Annotated in this window: 22 protein-coding genes; 8 read left to right on the top strand and 14 right to left on the bottom strand. The window is 64.9% G+C overall.

All coding sequences use genetic code 11. The annotated features are described in order from the left end of the window. Positions 1–234 precede the first annotated feature (234 nt). Entirely contained in the window at positions 235–384 is a 150-nt protein-coding gene (locus tag FXB38_RS32735; protein ID WP_148755100.1) for a hypothetical protein, read from the bottom strand. A gap of 43 nt (positions 385–427) precedes the next feature. Continuing rightward, positions 428–1,258, bottom strand: coding sequence for a dienelactone hydrolase family protein (locus FXB38_RS32730; protein ID WP_187435304.1), 831 nt, complete (start codon positions 1,256–1,258; stop codon positions 428–430). A 181-nt stretch (positions 1,259–1,439) separates the two neighbouring features. Here FXB38_RS32730 and FXB38_RS32725 point away from each other — a divergent pair, with 181 nt between their 5' ends. Beyond that, on the top strand, positions 1,440–1,667 hold the full coding sequence (locus FXB38_RS32725; protein WP_148755098.1) for a DUF2093 domain-containing protein: 228 nt from the start codon (positions 1,440–1,442) through the stop codon (positions 1,665–1,667). Between the two features lie 16 nt (positions 1,668–1,683). Here the strand turns inward: FXB38_RS32725 and FXB38_RS32720 are convergent, their stop codons facing one another. The 7 genes from FXB38_RS32720 to FXB38_RS32690 all read right to left on the bottom strand — a co-directional run bounded on the left by FXB38_RS32720 (position 1,684) and on the right by FXB38_RS32690 (position 7,704). Continuing rightward, complete coding sequence (locus FXB38_RS32720) at positions 1,684–1,992, bottom strand: hypothetical protein (protein ID WP_148755097.1); 309 nt, start codon at positions 1,990–1,992, stop codon at positions 1,684–1,686. A gap of 178 nt (positions 1,993–2,170) precedes the next feature. After that, positions 2,171–3,187, bottom strand: coding sequence for a tetraacyldisaccharide 4'-kinase (gene lpxK, locus FXB38_RS32715; RefSeq protein WP_148755096.1), 1,017 nt, complete (start codon positions 3,185–3,187; stop codon positions 2,171–2,173). Beyond that, entirely contained in the window at positions 3,180–4,496 is a 1,317-nt protein-coding gene (locus FXB38_RS32710; RefSeq protein WP_246230309.1) for a 3-deoxy-D-manno-octulosonic acid transferase, read from the bottom strand. Before FXB38_RS32710 ends, lpxK begins: the two co-directional genes overlap by 8 nt. Further along, complete coding sequence (locus FXB38_RS32705) at positions 4,489–5,202, bottom strand: lysophospholipid acyltransferase family protein (protein ID WP_148755094.1); 714 nt, start codon at positions 5,200–5,202, stop codon at positions 4,489–4,491. The genes FXB38_RS32710 and FXB38_RS32705 overlap by 8 nt, the downstream gene beginning before the upstream one ends. Further along, the gene (locus FXB38_RS32700; RefSeq protein WP_128953976.1) at positions 5,199–5,444 is read right to left on the bottom strand and encodes a DUF4170 domain-containing protein; all 246 of its coding nucleotides are present in this window, start codon (positions 5,442–5,444) and stop codon (positions 5,199–5,201) included. The genes FXB38_RS32705 and FXB38_RS32700 overlap by 4 nt, the downstream gene beginning before the upstream one ends. Positions 5,445–5,501: 57 nt before the next feature. After that, entirely contained in the window at positions 5,502–6,314 is an 813-nt protein-coding gene (locus tag FXB38_RS32695) for a 3'(2'),5'-bisphosphate nucleotidase CysQ (protein WP_148755093.1), read from the bottom strand. After that, on the bottom strand, positions 6,301–7,704 hold the full coding sequence (locus FXB38_RS32690; protein WP_148755092.1) for a TldD/PmbA family protein: 1,404 nt from the start codon (positions 7,702–7,704) through the stop codon (positions 6,301–6,303). Before FXB38_RS32690 ends, FXB38_RS32695 begins: the two co-directional genes overlap by 14 nt. Before the next feature lie 278 nt (positions 7,705–7,982). Here FXB38_RS32690 and FXB38_RS32685 point away from each other — a divergent pair, with 278 nt between their 5' ends. Next, positions 7,983–8,501 (top strand): DUF6101 family protein, encoded by a 519-nt coding sequence (locus FXB38_RS32685; protein WP_148755091.1) that lies wholly within the window; start codon positions 7,983–7,985, stop codon positions 8,499–8,501. On the opposite strand, the gene ubiA is transcribed toward FXB38_RS32685, so the two are convergent. Both ubiA and FXB38_RS32675 read right to left on the bottom strand, forming a co-directional pair. Further along, positions 8,498–9,430, bottom strand: coding sequence for a 4-hydroxybenzoate octaprenyltransferase (gene ubiA / locus FXB38_RS32680; RefSeq protein ID WP_148755090.1), 933 nt, complete (start codon positions 9,428–9,430; stop codon positions 8,498–8,500). The genes FXB38_RS32685 and ubiA overlap by 4 nt on opposite strands. Then, positions 9,427–10,086 carry a hypothetical protein gene (locus tag FXB38_RS32675; RefSeq protein WP_148755089.1) on the bottom strand — a complete coding sequence of 220 codons (660 nt, stop codon included), beginning with the start codon at positions 10,084–10,086 and terminating at the stop codon, positions 9,427–9,429. Before FXB38_RS32675 ends, ubiA begins: the two co-directional genes overlap by 4 nt. 211 nt (positions 10,087–10,297) lie before the next feature. Between FXB38_RS32675 and FXB38_RS32670 the strand changes: the two genes are divergently transcribed. Continuing rightward, on the top strand, positions 10,298–11,053 hold the full coding sequence (locus FXB38_RS32670; protein WP_148755088.1) for a 16S rRNA (uracil(1498)-N(3))-methyltransferase: 756 nt from the start codon (positions 10,298–10,300) through the stop codon (positions 11,051–11,053). Positions 11,054–11,068: 15 nt separating this feature from the next. On the opposite strand, the gene FXB38_RS32665 is transcribed toward FXB38_RS32670, so the two are convergent. From FXB38_RS32665 to FXB38_RS32655, 3 genes are all read right to left on the bottom strand, one after another. Further along, complete coding sequence (locus FXB38_RS32665; RefSeq protein WP_246230307.1) at positions 11,069–11,914, bottom strand: helix-turn-helix domain-containing protein; 846 nt, start codon at positions 11,912–11,914, stop codon at positions 11,069–11,071. Between the two features lie 172 nt (positions 11,915–12,086). Beyond that, entirely contained in the window at positions 12,087–12,593 is a 507-nt protein-coding gene (locus FXB38_RS32660) for a hypothetical protein (protein WP_148755086.1), read from the bottom strand. Positions 12,594–12,753: 160 nt separating this feature from the next. Beyond that, positions 12,754–13,461: a GntR family transcriptional regulator gene (locus tag FXB38_RS32655; protein WP_148755085.1), complete on the bottom strand. Its 708-nt coding sequence runs from the start codon at positions 13,459–13,461 to the stop codon at positions 12,754–12,756. Between the two features lie 237 nt (positions 13,462–13,698). On the opposite strand from FXB38_RS32655, the gene FXB38_RS32650 reads away from it, so the two are divergent. From FXB38_RS32650 to FXB38_RS32630, 5 genes are all read left to right on the top strand, one after another. After that, entirely contained in the window at positions 13,699–15,273 is a 1,575-nt protein-coding gene (locus FXB38_RS32650; protein WP_148755101.1) for a sugar ABC transporter ATP-binding protein, read from the top strand. Beyond that, a complete protein-coding gene (locus FXB38_RS32645) occupies positions 15,270–16,607 on the top strand; it encodes an ABC transporter permease (RefSeq protein ID WP_148755084.1) in 1,338 nt (445 codons plus the stop codon). Before FXB38_RS32650 ends, FXB38_RS32645 begins: the two co-directional genes overlap by 4 nt. A gap of 37 nt (positions 16,608–16,644) precedes the next feature. Further along, complete coding sequence (locus FXB38_RS32640) at positions 16,645–17,568, top strand: substrate-binding domain-containing protein (protein ID WP_430640200.1); 924 nt, start codon at positions 16,645–16,647, stop codon at positions 17,566–17,568. Positions 17,569–17,702: 134 nt separating this feature from the next. Continuing rightward, a complete protein-coding gene (locus FXB38_RS32635) occupies positions 17,703–18,296 on the top strand; it encodes a DUF1349 domain-containing protein (RefSeq protein ID WP_148755082.1) in 594 nt (197 codons plus the stop codon). 205 nt (positions 18,297–18,501) lie between these two features. Further along, positions 18,502–19,653 (top strand): ATP phosphoribosyltransferase regulatory subunit, encoded by a 1,152-nt coding sequence (locus FXB38_RS32630; protein WP_148755081.1) that lies wholly within the window; start codon positions 18,502–18,504, stop codon positions 19,651–19,653.

Here is a 19,653-nt window from a genome sequence, read left to right as displayed (position 1 = left end):
GTGACGTGATCAGCCACGTCGAACGGCTCAGTTCCAAAGACACAAAAATTGCGCCAAACTGCGTGCGGATAGCGGTCGGTCCGTCGGAAGGATGATCGAGCAACATCGGTGTCTCCAGGTTGGGTGGTTTTGCAACTCCAGTCTGGCTCCAGACTCGGTCGCTATCCACCCCCCATGGAATCTTCGCTGCGCTCGCAATGACGATGTGGAGGCAGTGCGTAGTTCCCCCCGCCCCTACCGGCAGGACAAGCCCGCGTCGATCGTGGTCCAGAAGCCGCAATGTTCCGGGGCGAGCTGGGTCGAGCCGGCGTGGGCTTCGAACAGGAAGATCACGACGGTGAAGATCACCAGTGCGGAGGAGAAGAGGGCGAAGCGATTGCGCATGAGAGATGCGTTTAGCCGACATCATGGTCGAACTAAGGCACCGCTATCGCGCCAGCCACTCCGCGACTTCCTTCTGCGAGTCCGCACGCGCTTCGGAATCGGTGCCGAGATGGCCGTGCTCGGGTACGGCGGCATCGGCGGTGCTGGCGGCCGCGTGCAGCGGCGTGTTGGCGCGGTCGAAATCGTGATAGGCGCCGGGATAGACCACGATGCGCGCGAGCGCGCTGCGGCCGTGGGCGCCATCCACCATCTGGCGGCAGGCGGGCGGCGACGAGACGTCGTCATTGGCGCCGATCAGCACCAGCGTCGGCACCCGCGTGCTCCAGCCGAGACCGGCGGAGATCCGGCAATCCGGGTAGAACGCGATCGCGGCGCGGAAATCCGGTCCCGCATCGCGCGCCACGCTCTGCGGACGCACCGCCCAGAGCAGCGCGCTGGCGCCGTTGGCCCAGCCCATCAGGCTGACACGGTTACGCGCCACCCAGTTCTGCTTCATCAGCCACGCCCGCGATGCCGCGATGTCGGTGACGCGCTCGCGCCGCGCCTTGACGTGCGTCTCCTTGACGCGGCATTGCGGCCCGAGCTCGCGCGAGCCGTAGCTGTCCGGCAGCAGCACCGCATTGCCGTCCTTGAGCAGGCGCTCTGCCCAGTCGCGATAGCGCGGCTGCACGGAATCGGAATGGCTGCCGAGGCCGCCGCAGCCATGCAGCGCGATCACGGTCGGAAACGGCCCCTCGCCCTCGGGCTTGAACAGTTGCGCATGCAGGACGCCTGACGACAGCGGAATCTCGATCTGCGCAGGCGCAGGCGCCGGCGCGGCATGCGCGGCCGACATCAAGAGCGTCAGGAACAGGGCGGTCAGTCGAAGGCGCATCGGACTCTGTCGCAGGAGGTGCCGCACGGCCTCAAGCACTATCATGCGGTAACGGCGGCAAAACATCACAAACCGGTGGGTTTAACGGGCGGACAAGCCACCCTATTTATGCTACATCCAGTCCAACACATCGTGCCCCGCAAGGTTTTCCAAACGGGGCCATCCACGGAGACTTTCGACCGTGCTCAACAAGTTCGGCCCTTCGGGCCATGGCGAAGCGCAGGTGCAATATCTCGACGGCGATTTCCGCGTGATCTCGCCGGGGACTTTCGTGCGCTGCGCCATCACCGACACGCGGATCCCGCTCGACGAATTGAAATACTGGAGCGTGGACCTGCAGGAAGCCTACGCCACGCCCACCGCCGTGCTGCAGCGGCATTTTCCGAGCGCACCGAAGCCGCAGGCGTGAGGCCTCACCCGCGCGGCTATTCCTGCTCGGGACCATCCGTGCCCACGCAGGTCTTGATCGCACTCTTGCGCGCTTCGCCGACCACCTTCTGATCGATCGCCTGTTTCAGGCAATCGAGCCGCGCCTGCGCCATGCAGAGCTGCATCTGGTCGCGCTTGTCCTGCCCCTTGAGGTTCTGCGTCGTTGCGAGACAGGTCACGCGCTTGGTCGCGGGAACCGGCACCGTGGCGGTTGGAGCCGCAGGCGCCGGCGTCGTCTGTGCAAACATGGGCGCAACGATCAGACACACAAGGCCGGCGGCAAGGGCCGCGAGAAGCAGTTTCATCGCATTCTCCGAGATCGCGTGGGATCGATATAGGTTTTGCGATGAACGTTGGCTGAATGGCAAACTGCTGTAGGGTGGGCAAAGCGCAGCGTGCCCACCACCTCACTCCGGACGCGAACATAGATGGTGGGCACGCTTCGCTTTGCCCACCCCTACGAGACGATCGTTCGCGGAAATTTCAGCGGCTTGAAAAGCGCCGCTCGCGGGCCGTGTAGAGATGGTCGCTGATCAATTGCTTGAGCTTGGCCGGGTCGCCGAACTCGAGCTGGACCGCGAACGGCACGATGCCGTCAGGCACGCCGTCGCGGCCGCGCAGGCGCGCGAGATCCTTTTCCGTCGTCACTGGGATGAGCTGCTCGCGCCGGGCATCGGCTGCGAGCGCGGCGAGCTCGCCTCGCGAAAACATGTGGTGATCGGCAAAGGGGCGCGTGCGTGCAACCTCGATACCGCTGGCGCGCAAGCTGCGGAAGAAGCGCTCGGGATCGCCGATGCCGGCGAAGGCCAAAACCCGTTTGCCGAACAGTTGCGCGACGGCAGCCGCGTCCGGCTTCAGCCGCGCGCGTAGCACCGGCTTGCCGCGCGCGGAGATCTCCGCTGCGACATCGTCGGCGGCATGGCCGTCGCCGATCAGCACCAGCGCGTCGGTGCGCGCAAGCTGAGCCTTCAGCGGCGCGCGCAGCGGACCGGCAGGAAACACCTTGCCGTTGCCGAGGCCGCGCGCGCTGTCGATCACGATCAACGAAGCGTCCTTCAACAGAAGCGGGTTCTGGAAGCCGTCGTCCATCAGGATCACGGTGGCGCCTTGGGATTTGGCCAGGGCGACGCCGTCGAGGCGGTCGCGTGCGACGGCGACGGGGACGTCGCGCACCATCATCAGCGGCTCGTCGCCGATATCGGCAGCGGTATGACGTTCGCGATTGACCATCACCGGGCCGTGCAAGCGTCCGCCATAGCCACGACTGAGCACCACCGGCGTCTCGCCGAGCTCGCGCAGCAGCTTGGCCAGCGCCAGCACGGTCGGCGTCTTGCCGGCGCCGCCGACGTGGTAATTGCCGACGCAGAGCACGGGGATGCCGGCATCAAATCCACTGCGCGCCATGCGGCGCGCAGCGATGGCGCCATAGAGCGCGCCCAACGGGCTGAGGAGATATGAGTTCGGGGAACGCGGCCGGTACCAGAAGGCCGGCTCACGCATTGGCGGCTCCCATCTCGATCCGCAACTGCATCAAATACGGCTCGAGCGCCGTCATGGTGCGATCGAGCGCGCCGCCGAGCTGCTCGACCACGCCGTGACTTGCCTGCTGCATCTTGTTGCGCACGGCCGGATCGGCCAGCAGCTGGCCAAGCTGCTTGACGAGGAGCTCCTGCGTGTCGGCCTGGCGTGCACCGCCGCAGCCGTCGAGTGCCTCATAGACGTCGGCGAAGTTGAAGACGTGCGGACCATGGACGATGGCCGCACCGAGCTTGATCGCCTCGATCGGATTCTGGCCGCCATGGCGGATCAGCGATCCGCCCATGAAGACGATCGGCGAGAGACGGTAGAACAGGCCGAGCTCGCCCATGGTGTCGGCGACATAGATGTCGGTCGCGGCCGTCGGCAGCTCCTCGCGCGAGCGCAGGGCCGGCTTCAGGCCCGACGCCGTGATCAGACCCGATATCGACGAGCCGCGATCGGGATGCCGCGGCACGATCACGGTCAGAAGCTGCGGGAAGAAACCGACGAGGTTGCGATGCGCGGTGACCAGCATCTCGTCCTCGCCCGGATGGGTCGAGGCTGCGACGATGATCGGACGCCCCCGCGTCATCGTCATCAGCCGTTCGAGCCTTGCGGGATCGGCCGGCGGCGCCGGAACGTCGAGCTTGAGATTGCCCGTGGTGACGACGTCGCGGCTGCCGAGCGCAGAGAAGCGTTCGGCATCGGTGTTGGACTGTGCGAGACAAATGTCGAACCGCGACAGCAGCGCCGAGATGGTGCCGTGCATCCGGCGCCAGCGCGGGAAGGAGCGCTGCGACATCCGCCCGTTGATCAGCACCATCGGCACCCGGCGCGCCGCGCCTGCCAAAATCAGGTTCGGCCACAGGTCGGATTCGATGAACAGTGCCAGCGAGGGCTTCCAATGGTCGAGGAAGCGCGCGACGTAGCGCGGGGAATCATACGGCACGTATTGATGGATGACGTCGGGCGCAAAACGCTTTGCCACAACGGCGGCCGAGGTGACCGTGCCGGAGGTGAGCAGGATGCGCAAATTGAGGTCGCGCAACCGCTCGATCAGCGCGGCCGCGGCCAAAACCTCGCCGACGCTGGCGCCGTGGATCCAGACCAGCGGGCCATGCGGACGCACGTCCCGGCTGAGCCCCCGCCGCTCGCCGACGCGCGCGGGATCTTCCTTGCCCTGCTTCAGCCGCCGCTTGATCAGCGCAGGCGCGAGCGGCACCAGGCCCGTGGCCAGGCGCCGATACATCCGCAGCGTCATCGGCAGCCCATGAGGCAGCGAATTAGCCATCTGCAGGTCCCGGACGACCAAGCTGCGCATAGGCGCGGCGGGTCGCTTCGTTCAGCGTGTCTTCCAGCTCCTGCCGCAGCGCTTCCATGGTGGCGGCATCGGCATCCGGCGGCACGTGGATCTCCTTGATGCCGACCAGAGCGCCCCGCCCGAACGGCAGGTTGATGGTGGTGCGGTCCCAGTTCTTGAGCCGGATGAAGCGGCTGGTCGCCATTGCGAAAGGCATGATCGGCCGCCCCGATTCCCGTGCCAGCATGATGATGCCGAGGCCGGCCACGCGCGAACGCTTGGGGACATCGGCGGTCAGCGCGACATTACAACCGTCCTGGAGCGTGTACACCATTTCCCTGAAGGCGCCGACGCCGCCTTTGCGGTGGAAAGCGCCGCCGTGATCCCCGGAACCCCGGATCAGGCCGATGCCGAGCCGCTCGACGGCGATCGCGTTGAACTCGCCGTCGCGATGCCGGGAGATCAGCACCTTGGCCCGGTAGGAATCCTTGTTCTTGATGAACGGGGTGAGGAAATGCTGGCCGTGCCAGAATGCGAAGATCGCCGGGATCTGCGGCTCGACGATGTCATAGACGTCGGGCGGATCGAACGTGAACCTGTTGGTCCGCCAGACCAGACGCAGATATTCGGCCGCCAGGACCCCGACGGCACGCTGAAACCAGCTGCTTCGTAGCGTATTGCGAAGCAGTTTTTTCAACGCGCCTTCGTTTCTTGATTCGGGTCGAGCAGCCGGTGGAGATGGACGATGAAATAGCGCATCTGCGCGTTGTCGACCGTGCTCTGCGCCTTGGCGCGCCAGGCGGCGTGGGCGGACGCATAGTTCGGATAGAGGCCGACGATCTCGACGTCGTCGAGATTCTTGAAGGTGTTGTGCTCGAGGTCGAGCAGCTCGCCACCGATGACGAGATGGAGCAGTTGTTGCGGGGCACTATCAGACATGGGTTCTCCTAACGGGCTGCCCGGCAAAGCAGTGTTCGAAAAGCATAAAGGACGCGCTCAGGGCAAGGGGCGATTTCGAAAATGCGCGACAATGCTCGCATGACGATCGCGTCCCGCTGCCACCAGCACCCCGTGCGTCACTTCCCGACGATTATAGAGGATGGGATCTCCGGAGAGGTCGCTCATCCTACCATCCGCTTCCTGCACGATCAAATCGGCCGCCGCAAGGTCCCAATCATGGCTGTTGCCCCCCGCAAAAGCCGCATCCAGCCCGCCATTAGCGACCCGGCAGAGCCGGAGCGCCAGCGACCCGATTCGCGGATGCAGCTTGATCTCGCCGCCGCTTGTATTGAGTCGCTCGACCATCGGCTTCGGGCCGGCGACCCGAGCGAAGTCGAGCGCGGTCCCCCCCGTCGCCCGGACCGGCTTGCCGTTGAGGATCGTGCCCTGGCCGCGGACGGCGAAAAAGAACTCGTTGCTAACAGGCGCGAACACCGCGGCCAGCACGGGGAAGGCATCCTCGACCAGCGCGACGCTGACGCACCATTCGTCATGGCCGTTGAGATAGTTGCGGGTGCCGTCGATGGGATCGACCACCCAGGTCAGCCGCCGCGACAGCCGCGTGGCATCGTCGGCGCTCTCCTCCGACAGCCAGCCATAGTCGGGCGTGGCGCCGCGCAGGCGCGCTTCCAGGAGGTCGTTGACGGCGATGTCGGCTTCCGAGACCGGCGAGGACGCGCCCTTGATCCACTTCTTCAGCTCGGTGCGGAACATCGACTGCGCGAGGCGACCTGCCTCCCGCACCGTGTCCTGCAGCAGCGCCGCGTCGCGCGTCAGAACGTTTGCGTCGAGACTGTCAGCGTCCGCCAAGCGTCAGTCCTTCGATGCGCACCGTCGGCGCATTGATGCCGTAGCGGAACTCGAGATTGTTGGCCGGCTGCATCGACTTGAAGATCTCGAACAGATGGCCCGCGATCGTCACCTCGCTCACGGGATAGGTGAGCTCGCCGTTCTCGATCCAGAAGCCGGAGGCGCCGCGGCTGTAATCGCCGGTGACGCCGTTGACGCCCGAGCCGATCAGATCGGTGACGTAAAAGCCCTGCTTGATGTCCGAGATCAGCTCGGCCGGCGTCGGCGTGCCCGGTTCGAGATGCAGATTGTACGGCCCGGGCGACGGCGAGGACGACACGCCGCGATGGGCGTGGCCGGTGGTGGTGAGGCCGAGCTCGCGCGCGGTGGCGCAATCGAGCAGCCAGGTCGTCAGCACGCCCTCGTCGATCAGCGCGGTCTGCTTCACGGCGACGCCCTCGGCGTCAAACGTCTGCGAGCGCAGGCCGCGCTTGCGCAGGGGGTCGTCGATGATGCGGATGTTTTTCGCAAACAGCTGCTGACCGAGCTTGTCCTTCAGGAAGCTGGTCTTGCGCGCGATCGAGGCGCCGTTGATGGCGCCGACGACATGGCCGACCAGCGAGCCCGCAACGCGCGGATCGAACACGACGGGCACCTTGCAGGTCTCGACCTTGCGCGGATTGTAGCGCGCCACGGTGCGCTCGCCGGCGGAACGGCCGACGATTTCCGGCGACAGCAAATCGGCACCGTGCGGCGCCGAGGTGAAGTCGTAGTCGCGCTCCATGCCGGTGCCTTCGCCGACGATCGCGGTCGCCGAGATGCCCTGGCTCGAGCGCAGATAGGAGCCGTGGAAACCGGTCGAGGTGACGAGCACCATGCCGCCCATGCCGGCGGAGGCCGAGGCGCCGCCGGATTTCGACACGCCCTTGACGGCAAGTGCTGCGGCCTCGGCTTCGAGTGCGCGGCGCTCGAGCTCTGATGTCGCGGGAACATCGGGATCGAGCAGATCGAGATCGGGGAAATCGCGCGCGAGCAGCGCGGGATCGGCGAGCCCGACATATTTGTCGTCGGGCGCAACACGCGCCATCGCCACCGCACGCTCGGCAAGCTTGGTCACGGCATCGCCGCTGGCGTCATTGGTCGACACCACGGCCTGGCGCCGGCCGACCAGCACGCGCAGGCCGACATCGTCGCCCTCAGACCGCTCGGACTCCTCGACACGGCCGTCGCGCACCTCGACGCCCTGCGAGATGCCGCGCACCGCGACCGCGTCGGCCGCATCCGCGCCGGCGCGCTTCGCCGCCTCGACCAGACGCTGAGCAAGATCCGAGAGCGCGGACTGATCGAACAGGTCGCGATTGGCTTTGGACGTTTCCTGGGGCAAAAGCGTCGAGCTTGGTGAAGGGTTCACAAACGAAATCCTGTTGGGACGCGGGAGGTTTCGGGGCGATCGGGGCCCTGAACACCAGATGTGCCCAAATGGTGCGGACTTCAAGCATTATCAGCCTGCAGAAGGCTCAGATTCGCGGCTTCTGCGCAACGTCTCGTCAATCATGCGCGCCAAGGTCTTGTCAATCATGGCGGGCGGTGACGCCGGATTAACCAGGCTTTTTAAGCGGTTTCGGAAACGAGCGCGCTAAGGTCCTCGCATCGACCGGGAACATAATCCTGGCGGGGAGAACTAAAGCCGTGAGGCGTCAAACAGCAACATGCGGGGCCAACCCCGCCGGGTCGAGCCGCAGCTTGCGGCTCGACCCTCTTTCCCTTCCGGTCCGCTTCGATGCGCATGATCCGCGTGCCGACGGCTACACCAGGCAAATCGAGCTTCATCGCGAGCGTGTCGTGCTGCGCCGTGCCGTCCGCGGCATGCAGATGGCGATCAACGTCCGCGTCAGCGACTTCACCGGCGTCGCGCTGCGCGGCAATGACGAGGCGCAGACCCTCGTCCTGGTGCATCGCGATCCCTCGCTCTCCGTTCCACTGCTGGTCAGTGCCGATGGCGACGATCTCGCTGAGGCCTGGGCGATCTGGAGCGAGATATTTGCGCTGCCGCAGCTCGACGAAGGTGCCCGCAAGCCCGCACCGCGCCGTCGCCGCCGCAACGCGATCCGCGACCGCCGTCCGACATTCCTGATGCGCCGCCGCACCGCCATGGCGCGCGAGCTGCCGGTTCATCGCGGAGAACGCGAGATCACTGCAAGGAACTAAGCCGCGCGGATCACCGCGTCGGCCAGCAATCCCGCGAACAGCAGCGCCCCCGCATATTTGTTCGAATAGAACAGCCGCCTGCAGAGCTCGGGATCCTCGATCCGGAGCCGCGCGATCTGCCAGCCCAGATGCACGGCGAAGGCGGCAAGCCCGAGCCAGGCTGGCCAGCGCGCATCGCCTGAGGCGAGTGCGACACCGATCAGCATGACTGCAAGACCATAGAACAGGATCAGCGCCTGGTGCGTATGTGCGCCGAACAGGCGCGCGGTGGACTTGATGCCGATCAGCGCATCGTCCTCGGCGTCCTGATGTGCATAGATGGTGTCATAGCCGATCACCCAGGAAATCGCGCCGGCGTAGAGCACCAGTGCGGTGACGTCGATGCGCCCGAAGGTGACGGCGAATCCCATCAGGGCGCCCCAGGAGAAGGCGAGCCCGAGCACGATCTGCGGCCACCAGGTGATGCGCTTCATGAAGGGATAGATCGCAACGATCAGAAGCGAGGCGATGCCGGTCAGAACCGCGAAGCGGTTGAACTGCAGCAGCACGACGAGCCCGATCAGGGCCTGCGCGACCATGAAGGCGAGCGCCTGCCTGGTGGTCACCTGCCCCGACGGCAGCGGCCGCGAGCGGGTGCGCTCGACCTTGTCGTCGAGGTCGCGGTCGGTGATGTCGTTCCAGGTGCAGCCGGCGCCGCGCATCACGAAGGCGCCGATCAAGAACAGCACGATGACAAGCGGCAGGCGATGGACATCATGCGCCATGCCGCTGGCGAGCGCGGCCGACCACCAGCACGGCATCAACAGAAGCCAGGAGCCGATCGGACGATCGAAGCGAGACAAGCGCAAATAAGGCCGCGCCCATTGCGGCGCGAGCGTATCGACCCAGTTGCCGGTGGAATCGGCAACGCGGGCGGATGTGTCACTCATCGGGTGAGGACGTTGCCGTTGAGCGTATCGAAGGTGCTGCCGCCCTTCTTGCCTGCATTGGCTTCCGGCGCCGAGCCCGAACCCACCACCTCGCTGAGCGACGGACCGGCCGGACCGCGGGGCTGGTTCTGCATCTGCTGCGCAACGTTGCAGACCTTCGTCGCCATGGCCTCGGTGTTCTTGTGGCCGTCCTTCATCTGGGCGCCGACGTTCGGCGGGATTCCGCATTTGGCGGCATGAACCTCGATGTATTTGATCATCTTGGTCTCAGCCTGGCTGAAATTGCGGATCAGCTTGCAGGCCTCATCCGGCGGCGCATGACGGCTGCTCGCGGCCTGGATCAGCTTGCCGCGCTTCTCGGCCTCCTCGCGGAGCGGCATGAAGGCCTTCATGCAGTCCTCGCCGGAACCGCCTTGCGTCGGCGGCGCCGCGCTGAAGGCGCCGGCACCGCCGATGGGAGCTGCGCCGTTGGTCGGGAACGAGGCTTGCGGTGCACCGCCGACGGAGGCGACCGGCGCCGAACCGTTCACTGGCGGAAACGCGGGATCGGGTGCGGACCGGCCCGGCAGCGGCGCCGGGAACCCCTGGGCGTAGGCGCCAGCAGCACCCATGGTCAGCATGGCGGCAGTGATCGGAACCATCAATCGACGGATCATCAAGATAGTCTCTCCGGCAGGAGCTTACGGGGTTCGGCGTCTTCCCAATTGAAGCGCAACCAGCGCGCCCGCGATTTTACGATTCCCGCCGGCGCTTAACAACCCGTCGAATAGGGCAAGAGCGCGGCGCGCCGACGCACCAATTCGGCAATAATTACCCCTGAAACGGCTGCTTTCGGTTAAGAACGGCGGCAAATCGGACTTTTGACCAATGCCCTCCCACGATTTTCGCTCCCCCCGCCTGTTCGTCGAGCCCTCCCTGGCCCTGGATGCCAGGGTTCCGCTTGACCGTGACCAGAGCAACTACCTCGGCAATGTGCTGCGGCTTGCCGCCGGGGCGGAGGTTTTGGCCTTCAACGGCCGCGACGGCGAATGGCAGGCCGCGATCGAAGGCCGCAAGCGGCCCGACAACCTCGTCATCCTGCAGCAAGTCCGCCCCCAGGATCGGCTGCCCGACCTCGCTTACGTCTTCGCCCCGCTCAAGCATGCCCGGCTCGATTACACGGTCCAGAAGGCCGTGGAGATGGGCGCCGCCATCCTGCAACCGGTCCAGACCCGGTTCACCCAGGCCTCGCGCGTCAACACCGAGCGCATGCGCGCCAATGTCATCGAGGCCGCCGAGCAATGCGGGATCCTGAGCCTCGCCACCGTGGCCGAGCCCGCACCGCTCGAGCGCTACCTCAGCCAGCGCCCCGCCGATCGCCTGCTGGTGTTCTGCGACGAGGCGGCCGAGGTCGAGAATCCGATCCAGAGCCTGCAACAGGCGCGCGCATCCGGGCATGGTATCGACGTCCTGATCGGCCCCGAGGGCGGCTTCGCCGAAGAAGAGCGGGCCCTGCTGCTGCGCCAGCCCAGGGTTCTGCGGCTGGCGCTGGGCCCGCGGATCCTGCGGGCCGACACGGCCGCGGTGGCGGCGCTGGCGCTGGTGCAGGCCGTGCTGGGCGATTGGGGCGCTACGGCCGGTTAGGTCGCGATCTCCCTTCTAGCTGTGCTCCCGCACAGCTCGATGCAGGGTCTCGGACGGCAGCTCGCCGAACGCCGCCCTGTAGCTCGCCGCGAACTCGCTCAAATGCCAGAAGCCATGGGCAATGGCGCAGGCCTTCACGCTGCGCCGTCCCGGGCCGGTGCGCAGTTGCCGGCGCACCGACCAGAGACGCAGGACCCGGCTATAGCGATTCGGGCTCATGCCGCAGATGGCCTGCGTCGCACTCTGCAGGGTCCGAACCGACACGCCCACCCGCTCGGCCATTTCGGTCGTCTTGAGCCAGATCGTCAGATCGTGCCGGATCGATCTTTCCATGTCGGCGACGATCCGCAGATAGCTCTCTGTCGTGGCATGCACAGACCTGCTGTCCACGCTGGTCCGGATGGCGCCGTCGATCGCGCCGAGCAGGGATTGTTCGACAGCCGCTCGCGAAATCGGCCCGTTCAGGAAGTCCGGATCGTTGGCGGCGGTTTCAAGCGTTGCCGAGATCAGGCACTGCAGCGAGGCGAGCACGTCCGCTGCCGGGCTCAGCAAATGATAGCCATCCAGTCGAGACCAGGGCCCGCACGCGGGCGGCGTGAAGTAGACCACACCGATCAGACGGCCGACCGGCTCATAGACCAGGCAATCGGACGCGCCCTTCAAGATGACAATCGAACTACCGATTGACTGCCCATTGATGCGGGTCGAGGTCACATGATCCATCGGCACCACCACGGCGGCGGCATGCGCCAGCTGATAGCCGCGAATGATCCGCGGGAAGGTCCTCACCAGCGACAGGCTCAGGGTCGGCAGACTGAGCCGCGCGCGCATGATCGCGGTCGACCCGGCAGACAACGGCATGCTGGACGCACCGGCATATCTCTCGCTGTCGCCGAAATGATCGATGTCATACGACCGGAGCTCGAGCGCCGCGGATGGCTTGAGACCCTGGAACGACAACAAGCGCTCAGCAGCGCTTTTTTGAACTCCATCGCCAGCAATGTTGAGATGGCTTTGATCCATGTCTTGCCGCTTACTTCGCCTTCTTCGTCGCCACGACCAGTTTGGCGGCACTCAGATCATCCGGTCCGTTGATGCCGGCGCGCTTGAGATCGCGAAGCAGCTTCGTCAGCAGCAGCATGTTGGTCTTCTGTAGCTCGTGGTTGTTGCCAAACTTGAATGCATTCTGCTCGGTCACGATCAGCCCGGCCTTGGTCTCGGCGAGAACCTTCCGCCTCTTCAGTCCCGCCACGCGACGACGAACCGTCTCCAGCGGCAGGCGGAGGAAGCGAGACAGTGCCGCGCGGGACACGCCCTGCTTGATCGTATCCGGCTCGACCGTGTGAATGCTGGAAAACCTCTCGTCCAGTGACGGATCGTTCATCACATTGATGACGTTCGCATTGAGAATCGCGTGCACGATCAGAAGGTCCATCGGATCGAATTCGTCGTAATTCCGGAACATCTCGCTGATCGAAAACAGCATATAGGCCAGCGTGTGTCGCGAGACCGTCCGGATAATATCAGAAGCATTGCGCATGAATCGGAAGCCAACATTCATCTTGTAAACGAAGGCAGCAGCGAACGTCTCATCCGCCATACCCAAAATGAGTATGCGACGACTTGTCCGCCGGACTCAATCGCATTGTGACGTCAGGGGGTGCAGGCGCGTCGGATCGCGAAAGCTCTGATTCCGGGTGCTAGTCTTCGAAGAAGCCGGGATGCTTCACGACAAAAGACTGCAGCTCGCGCGATACGCGATCGAGATGGTTCGCCATTTCGTTTTTTGCCTGATCAGGCTGATGGGCAGCAATGGCTCGAAATATCGCTTCGTGCTCGCGGAAGGTTCCCTCGGGCCGTCCCGGCTCCGGCAGAAGCGTCCGGCGAACGCGCTCCAGATGAGTTCGGATCGGATCGAGAACCTCACCAACCCGCCCCAGACGCAAGCCCTCAGTCATCTGGCGATGAAATCGGGTGTCGAGTTCGTGGAAACCCTGGAGATCACCGCTGGTGATGGCGGCCATTTGGTAGGCGACGTTCTGACCAAGCGCAGCAATCGCATCGTCCGGCATGTCGGCCGCGCAGACCCCGACCACCTCTATCTCCAGCGCACGCCTCATCAACATCCATTGCCTGACATCCTCAAGGTGGATCTTGGCCACGTAAGAGCCGCGCTGCGGCTCAACCACGACAAGCCCCTCAAAAGCCAGCCGATTGATCGCGGTCGTTATGGAGAGTCGAGACACTTCGAAAATGGCACACCACTCGTTCTTGTCGATTGGCGCGTCCGGCGCGAGCGCACCCGAAACGATGGCACGCTTGAGCGCCAAATAGGCCTGGTCGACTTTCGACCCGCCCGCCCGACGCGCGGCGGTCGTTCCTCCGCCGAATCCGCCGACTGAATGCATGCTCTGGTCCTTTGGCTGACGTTCACATTTCCAGTGGTGCGGAAGCCAATTGTTGACAGCAAGAGGCTTGACGAGCGGCAACTGATATAACTAGCATATCAGAAAAATGACGAACGAACAGCTGGCGCGCGACGTCTCCTGAGACTTTGAGCGCGCTGGGAGGAGAGTAGCCCGATGGAGACACGCTTCGGCGCCCTCGGAGAAGAGGATGATCGGGCCGCGCACCGCTCCCCGCGTATGGTCGAGCTGGGCCGGGCCTGCGCGCCGACCGGGCAAATTGTGCTTTCTGCGGAGCGCGTCTCGAAGTCTTTTGCCGGTGTAAAGGCGCTCAGTAGCGTCGACTTCGATCTGCGCTGCGGCGAGGTGCACGCACTGATGGGCGAGAACGGTGCCGGCAAGAGCACCTTGATGAAAATTCTTGCGGGCGTGCATACGAGTTACCTGGGGACGATCGAGGTCGGTGGCCGGGCCGCCGCATTTGCCGGTGTGCGCGATGCTGAAGAGGCCGGCGTCGCGATCATCCACCAGGAGCTCAATCTCGTTCCCGAGCTGAGCATCGCCGACAATATCTTTCTGGGTCGCGAGCCGCTGATCGGCGGCGTGCTCATCAACCGCCGCCGCATGGTCAAGGCGGCGGAGCGCCTGCTGCACCGCCTCGGCGTCCGGATCGCTCCCGAAAGTCGACTCGCCGACTTGCGCGTCGGCGAGCAGCAATTGGTGGAAATCGCCAAGGCGCTATCGCTCGACGCCCGCATCCTCATCATGGACGAGCCGACCTCTGCATTGTCGTCGTCGGAATGCGAGACCCTGTTCAAGATCGTGCGACAACTCGCGAGCGAAGGCGTCGCGATCATCTACACCTCGCATCGTATCGAGGAGGTGCTCGATCTCGCCGACCGGGTGACGGTGCTGCGCGACGGCAGGCACGTTGTCACGGCTCCGATCGGTGACTTGTCGCGGGGCGCGATCATCTCGGCGATGGTCGGCCGCGACATGGTCACAAGCGATCGCGGGGCGGCCGTGCAAGACGGCGCGAACGTCCTTTCGGTGGATGACCTGACGCTGGACACGCTTGGTCCGCATGGCTGGCGCCGGATGTTGCACGGCGTCAGCTTTCAGCTCGGGCGCGGCGAGGTCCTGGGCATCGGCGGCCTGCTCGGTTCCGGCAGGACGGAGATCCTGGAGTCTATCTTTGGTGTCGCGAACGGTTGGCGGGGCGGCGCCATCGCGATCGATGGCGCGACCGTCGATATCAGCTCGCCAGCGGAGGCCTACCGCCTCGGTGTCGCGCTCGTGAGCGAGGATCGCAAAGAGCGCGGCCTGCACCTCGCGGCCTCGATCTGCGACAATATCGCCCTGCCCTCGATCGGCGCGCTATCGCGCTTCGGCCTGCGCGCCGTCGCGCGTGAACGCGCGCTGGCGGCCGACATGGTAGGCCGGCTCTCGGTCCGCTGCACCGGCATCGATCAGACGGCAGCTGCGCTCTCCGGCGGCAATCAGCAGAAGGTCGTGATCGGCAAATGGCTCGCCACCGAACCACGGATTCTGCTGCTCGACGAGCCGACCCGCGGCATCGATATCGGCGCCAAGCAGGATATCTACCGGCTGATCTTTGATCTCGCCGCGCAAGGCCTCGGCATCGTCGTGGTCACCTCCGAGATGCCGGAGCTTCTTCTGCTATCCGACCGCATCCTGGTGATGTGTGAGGGGCGGCAGACCGGAATCCTGCGGCGCGAAAGCGCGACGCAAGAGACGGTGATGCGCCTTGCAGCGCCGGGCATGGCAGCCTGGTCGCAGGAAACATTGTCATGAAGGCGCTTCTTCGGCTGTTGTCCCGGACCAAGCTTTACTGGGGCTTGCTGCTCATCTGCCTGGTCGGCGCCCTCACCTCGCCGCATACGTCGTCCGGTAACAATATCTTCCTGTCCTACGGCAACCTGACCGATGTCCTGCGGCAGGTCTCGATTACGGGCCTGGTCGCCACCGGCATGACGATGGTCATTCTGCTCGGCGGCATCGATTTGTCGGTCGGCTCGGTCATGGGCTTTTCGACGGTGATCTGCGCGATGCTGCTCACCAAGCCCGGCTGGACCACGGCCGCTGTGATCGGCGTTCCGGCGGCGACGCTTGTCAGTGGTGTTGCCGTTGCCCTTGCTGCGCGCTTCATCTTTGCCGGTCTCGCCCGTGGCCGTGATGTCAGCGCGGGGCGACGCCGCGAGATCGCGCTATCGTCATGGCGCAGCACGGGGCTTCCAGGATTGCTCGGCCTTGTCGTCGCGATCGCGGTGGCATGGTGGACGGGGAACCAGGTCGCGACCAAATTCGGCGTTCTCGGCGTTCTCCTCGTCGCGCCCTGCCTCGCCTTGATGCTCGGGGCGATCAACGGCGTCCTGATCGTCACCGGTCGATTGCAGCCCTTCATCGTCACGCTGGCGATGATGGTCAGTGCGCTCGGCATCGCCCGTCTCACCGCCGGCCAGGACAATGCCGTCGTGCCGGTCTACACCGGCACCAACGCCACCGAATCATTCGAGCTGCTCCGCTCGATGCTGTGGGGCGTGCTGCCGGTGCCGAGTGTTTTCTTCCTCGCGGCGATCGTCCTGTTCGGCGCGATCCTGCGTTTCACGACCTTTGGACGCTACGCCTATGCGATCGGCGGCAACATCGAGGCCGCCAAGCTTTCGGGCATCAAGGTCGCCCAGGTCCAGCTCACCGCCTATCTGCTGTCCGGGCTCCTGGCGGGAATTGCAGGGGTCCTGTTCGTCGCGCAGTACCGGCAAGGCAAGCCCGATGCCGGCGCCGGGCTCGAGCTCGACGCCATCGCCGCGGTCGTGATCGGCGGCACCAGCCTGATGGGCGGCCGAGGCGGTCTCGCCGGCACCTTCGTCGGCGTCCTGATCTTCGGTTTGCTCTCGGACATCCTGCAGCTTCAGAACATCGACTCCAACGTCCAGCTGCTGATGAAGGGGTTGATCATCGTCTGCACCGTGCTGGTGCAGGAGCAGAATCTCGGCCAGCTCATCGCGCGATGGCGGTTCAGCCGATCGCCGGAAGCCAGCGCCGATCCGAAAACAGCCGAATCCTGTCGGCTGCCAAGCGCCGCCAAGGCGCAATTTGCAAGGGAGGATTTCGATGAAGCGTCGTGAATTCCTAAAATTGTCGACCACCATGGCCGGCGCCGCGATGACGATCTACGTACCGGCCGGCTGGAGTCCCGCCAAGGCCGCCGCGAAATGGAAGGTGGGCTTCAGCCAATGCACCACGCTCGAGCCGTGGCGCGTTCAGTTCAACAAGGACATCCAGGCCGAGGCAAAGAAGCAGCCCGATGTCGAGCTCGTCATCACCGACGGCCAGGACAAGACCGAGAAGCAGGTCGCCGATTGCGAGAACCTCGTTGTCCAGCAGGTCAACGTCCTGTTGATCTCACCCAAGGAATCGGCGGGCCTGACCGGCGTCGTCGAGAAGGCGATCGACGCCAAGATTCCGGTCATCGTGCTGGATCGCAACGTCGACACCAAGCGGATCACACAGTTCATCGGCGGCGACAATGTCGCGATCGGCAAGGCCGCCGGCGAATATGCAGTGAAGCTGCTCGGCGGTCCCGGCAAGGCGGCCGGCAACGTCGTCGAAATCTGGGGCGGCATGGGCACGCAGCCCGCCCACGACCGGCACGACGGCTTCCATGCTTTCACCGACAAGGAGCCGGGCATCAAGAACCTGCTCAACAACCAGTCGGGCGACTGGAAGCAGGATAAGGCCTACAACATCATGACGACCGCGCTGCGCAACAACGAGAAGATCGACCTGGTCTATGGCCATAACGATCCGATGGCCTACGGCGCCTATCTCGCGGCCAAGGACGCCGGCCGCGACAAGGATATCAAGTTCATTCTTGGCATCGATGGCCTGCCGGATGAAGGCGTGACCTGGGTCAGCAAGGGGCAGCTCACGGCGACGTTCCTCTATGCAACGCCCGGAGCCGAAGGGCTGCGGCAAGCTGTCAAACTCTTGAAGGGCGAGAAACTGGAGCCGGTCATCACCTTGCCCACAATGCTGATTACGAAGGACAACGCATCGGATATCCTGAAGAAGAACGGGCTGCTTTGACCTCCTGATCTTCAGGCTGACGCAGGAGTGACAGAGTCTGGTTCGACCTGGTCGAACCGGACTCTGCATTCGTTTGGGTTGTCCTCCTTGTGGGATGGCGCTGGACCGGCAGCCAATGCTGATCGAGGTTTGACATGAGCGATCCGATCTTCCGTAGAAGCGACGGCGTGTGGCTGAATGAACCGGAACGGTGGACCGCGCGCGGCGACGGCCTCGAGATGGTCACTGATCGAGCCACCGATTTCTGGCGCGAAACCCATTACGGCTTCAGTCGGGACAGCGGACATTTCCTGGGCTTCCGCACCGCCGAGGCATTCACCGCCGAATTGCGCGTCCAGGGCGACTTTCGGGCGCTCTACGACCAGGCGGGCATCATGGTCCGTATCGACGCGCAACGTTGGGTCAAGGCCGGAATCGAATTCTCCGACGGCCGCGCCATGCTTGGCAGCGTTCTGACCGACGGACGATCGGACTGGGCGACAGCCCCCTATGGGCACGACGCCGGCGACTTCTGGATGCGCGCAACCGTGACCAATGGTGTCCTTCGCTTGCAGGTTTCGGCCGATGGCAAGCTTTGGCCGCTTGTGCGATTGGCGCCATTCGCCAAGGCAGACTCGTACCTTGTGGGGCCGATGGCCTGCACGCCCGAGCGGGCCGGATTGAAGGTCGTTTTTTCGGCGTTTCGCCTGACGCCGCCGCTCGGCAAGGATCTGCATGATCTCGGCTGAGGCGCGAGCATCAGCTCTGTCGTATGCGCATCCCGGCCACCAGTGGCTTTCCCAGGACATCTGGGGCACGACAGAAGACCGTTAAGCGATTGATCCTTTGGAGGTCGAAACCGCTTTCAGGCCATGCTAAGGGCTGCGCCAACTGCTTGCCTCCCTTTGGCCTCCCCTTGCCCCGCCCGGTTCCGCCGGGACGATGGACCCCGAGATGACCGCGACTGCCACCTCAAATGCTGCCGGCTCCGCCGCCTGGGCGGATACGCTGCTGTTGTCCTTTGCGCAGGCCGGCTATGTCAGGGCCGAGCCCGCCATCCTGCAGCCGGCCGAGCCGTTCCTCGACCTGTCCGGCGAGGACATCCGCAAAAGCCTCTATCTGACGACCGACCTGTCCGGCGACGAGCTCTGCCTGCGCCCCGACCTGACGATCCCCGTGGCGCGCGACTATCTCGCCTCCAGCCGCGCCGGCCAGCCGGCCGGGTTCAGCTATCTGGGTCCCGTGTTCCGCTACCGCAGCGGACAGGCCAGTGAATTCCTCCAGGCCGGGATCGAGTCGTTCGGCCGCCAGGATCGTGCCGCCTCGGATGCCGAGACGCTGGCGCTGGCGCTGGAGGCGACCGCGGCTTTCGGCGTGCGCGACGTCGAGATCCGCACCGGCGACGTTGCGCTGTTCAACGCATTGCTCGACGCGCTCGACCTTTATCCGGTCTGGCGCCGCCGCCTAGTCAAGGACTTCCATCGCAGGATCAGCCTGGAGCAGGATCTGGAAGGGCTGGCCCGCACGACCGCAACCACGCGCAGCGAATATGAGGGCGTGCTGGCCGCGCTGGCGGGCTCCGATCGCAAGGCGGCGCTGGCCTTCGTCACCGATCTGATGTCGATCGCCGGCACCACCAATGTCGGTGGCCGCACCACGGCCGAGATCGCCGACCGCTTCCTCGAGCAGTCGACGCTGAAGGGCGGTGCACTGCCGCGCGAGGCGGTCACCGTGCTGAAGCGCTTCCTGTCGATCTCAGGCAATCCGGACGATGTCATTGCCGCGCTGCGCGCGCTGACCGCCGACGCAAAGCTCGACCTTGCCGGCGCAATCGACCAGTTCGAGAGCCGGATCGGCTTCATGGCGGCGCGCGGCATCGACGTGAAGGCCACGCGCTTCTCGACCGCGTTCGGGCGCGGCCTCGATTACTACACCGGCTTCGAATTCGAGCTGCATCACAAAGGCAACGGCGCCGAGCCACTGGTTGCCGGTGGCCGCTATGATGGACTGATGACCCAGCTCGGATCGCCGGCGCCGATCCCGGCCGTCGGCTTCTCGGTCTGGGTGGACGCGCTGACCAGGATCGGCCGCAAGGTGGGAGCTTAA

This window comes from Bradyrhizobium cytisi (assembly GCF_008123515.1).
GTDB lineage: Bacteria > Pseudomonadota > Alphaproteobacteria > Rhizobiales > Xanthobacteraceae > Bradyrhizobium > Bradyrhizobium cytisi.
Note: the sequence above shows the minus strand (reverse complement) of the source record. Positions and strands in the feature narration are given on the sequence as shown.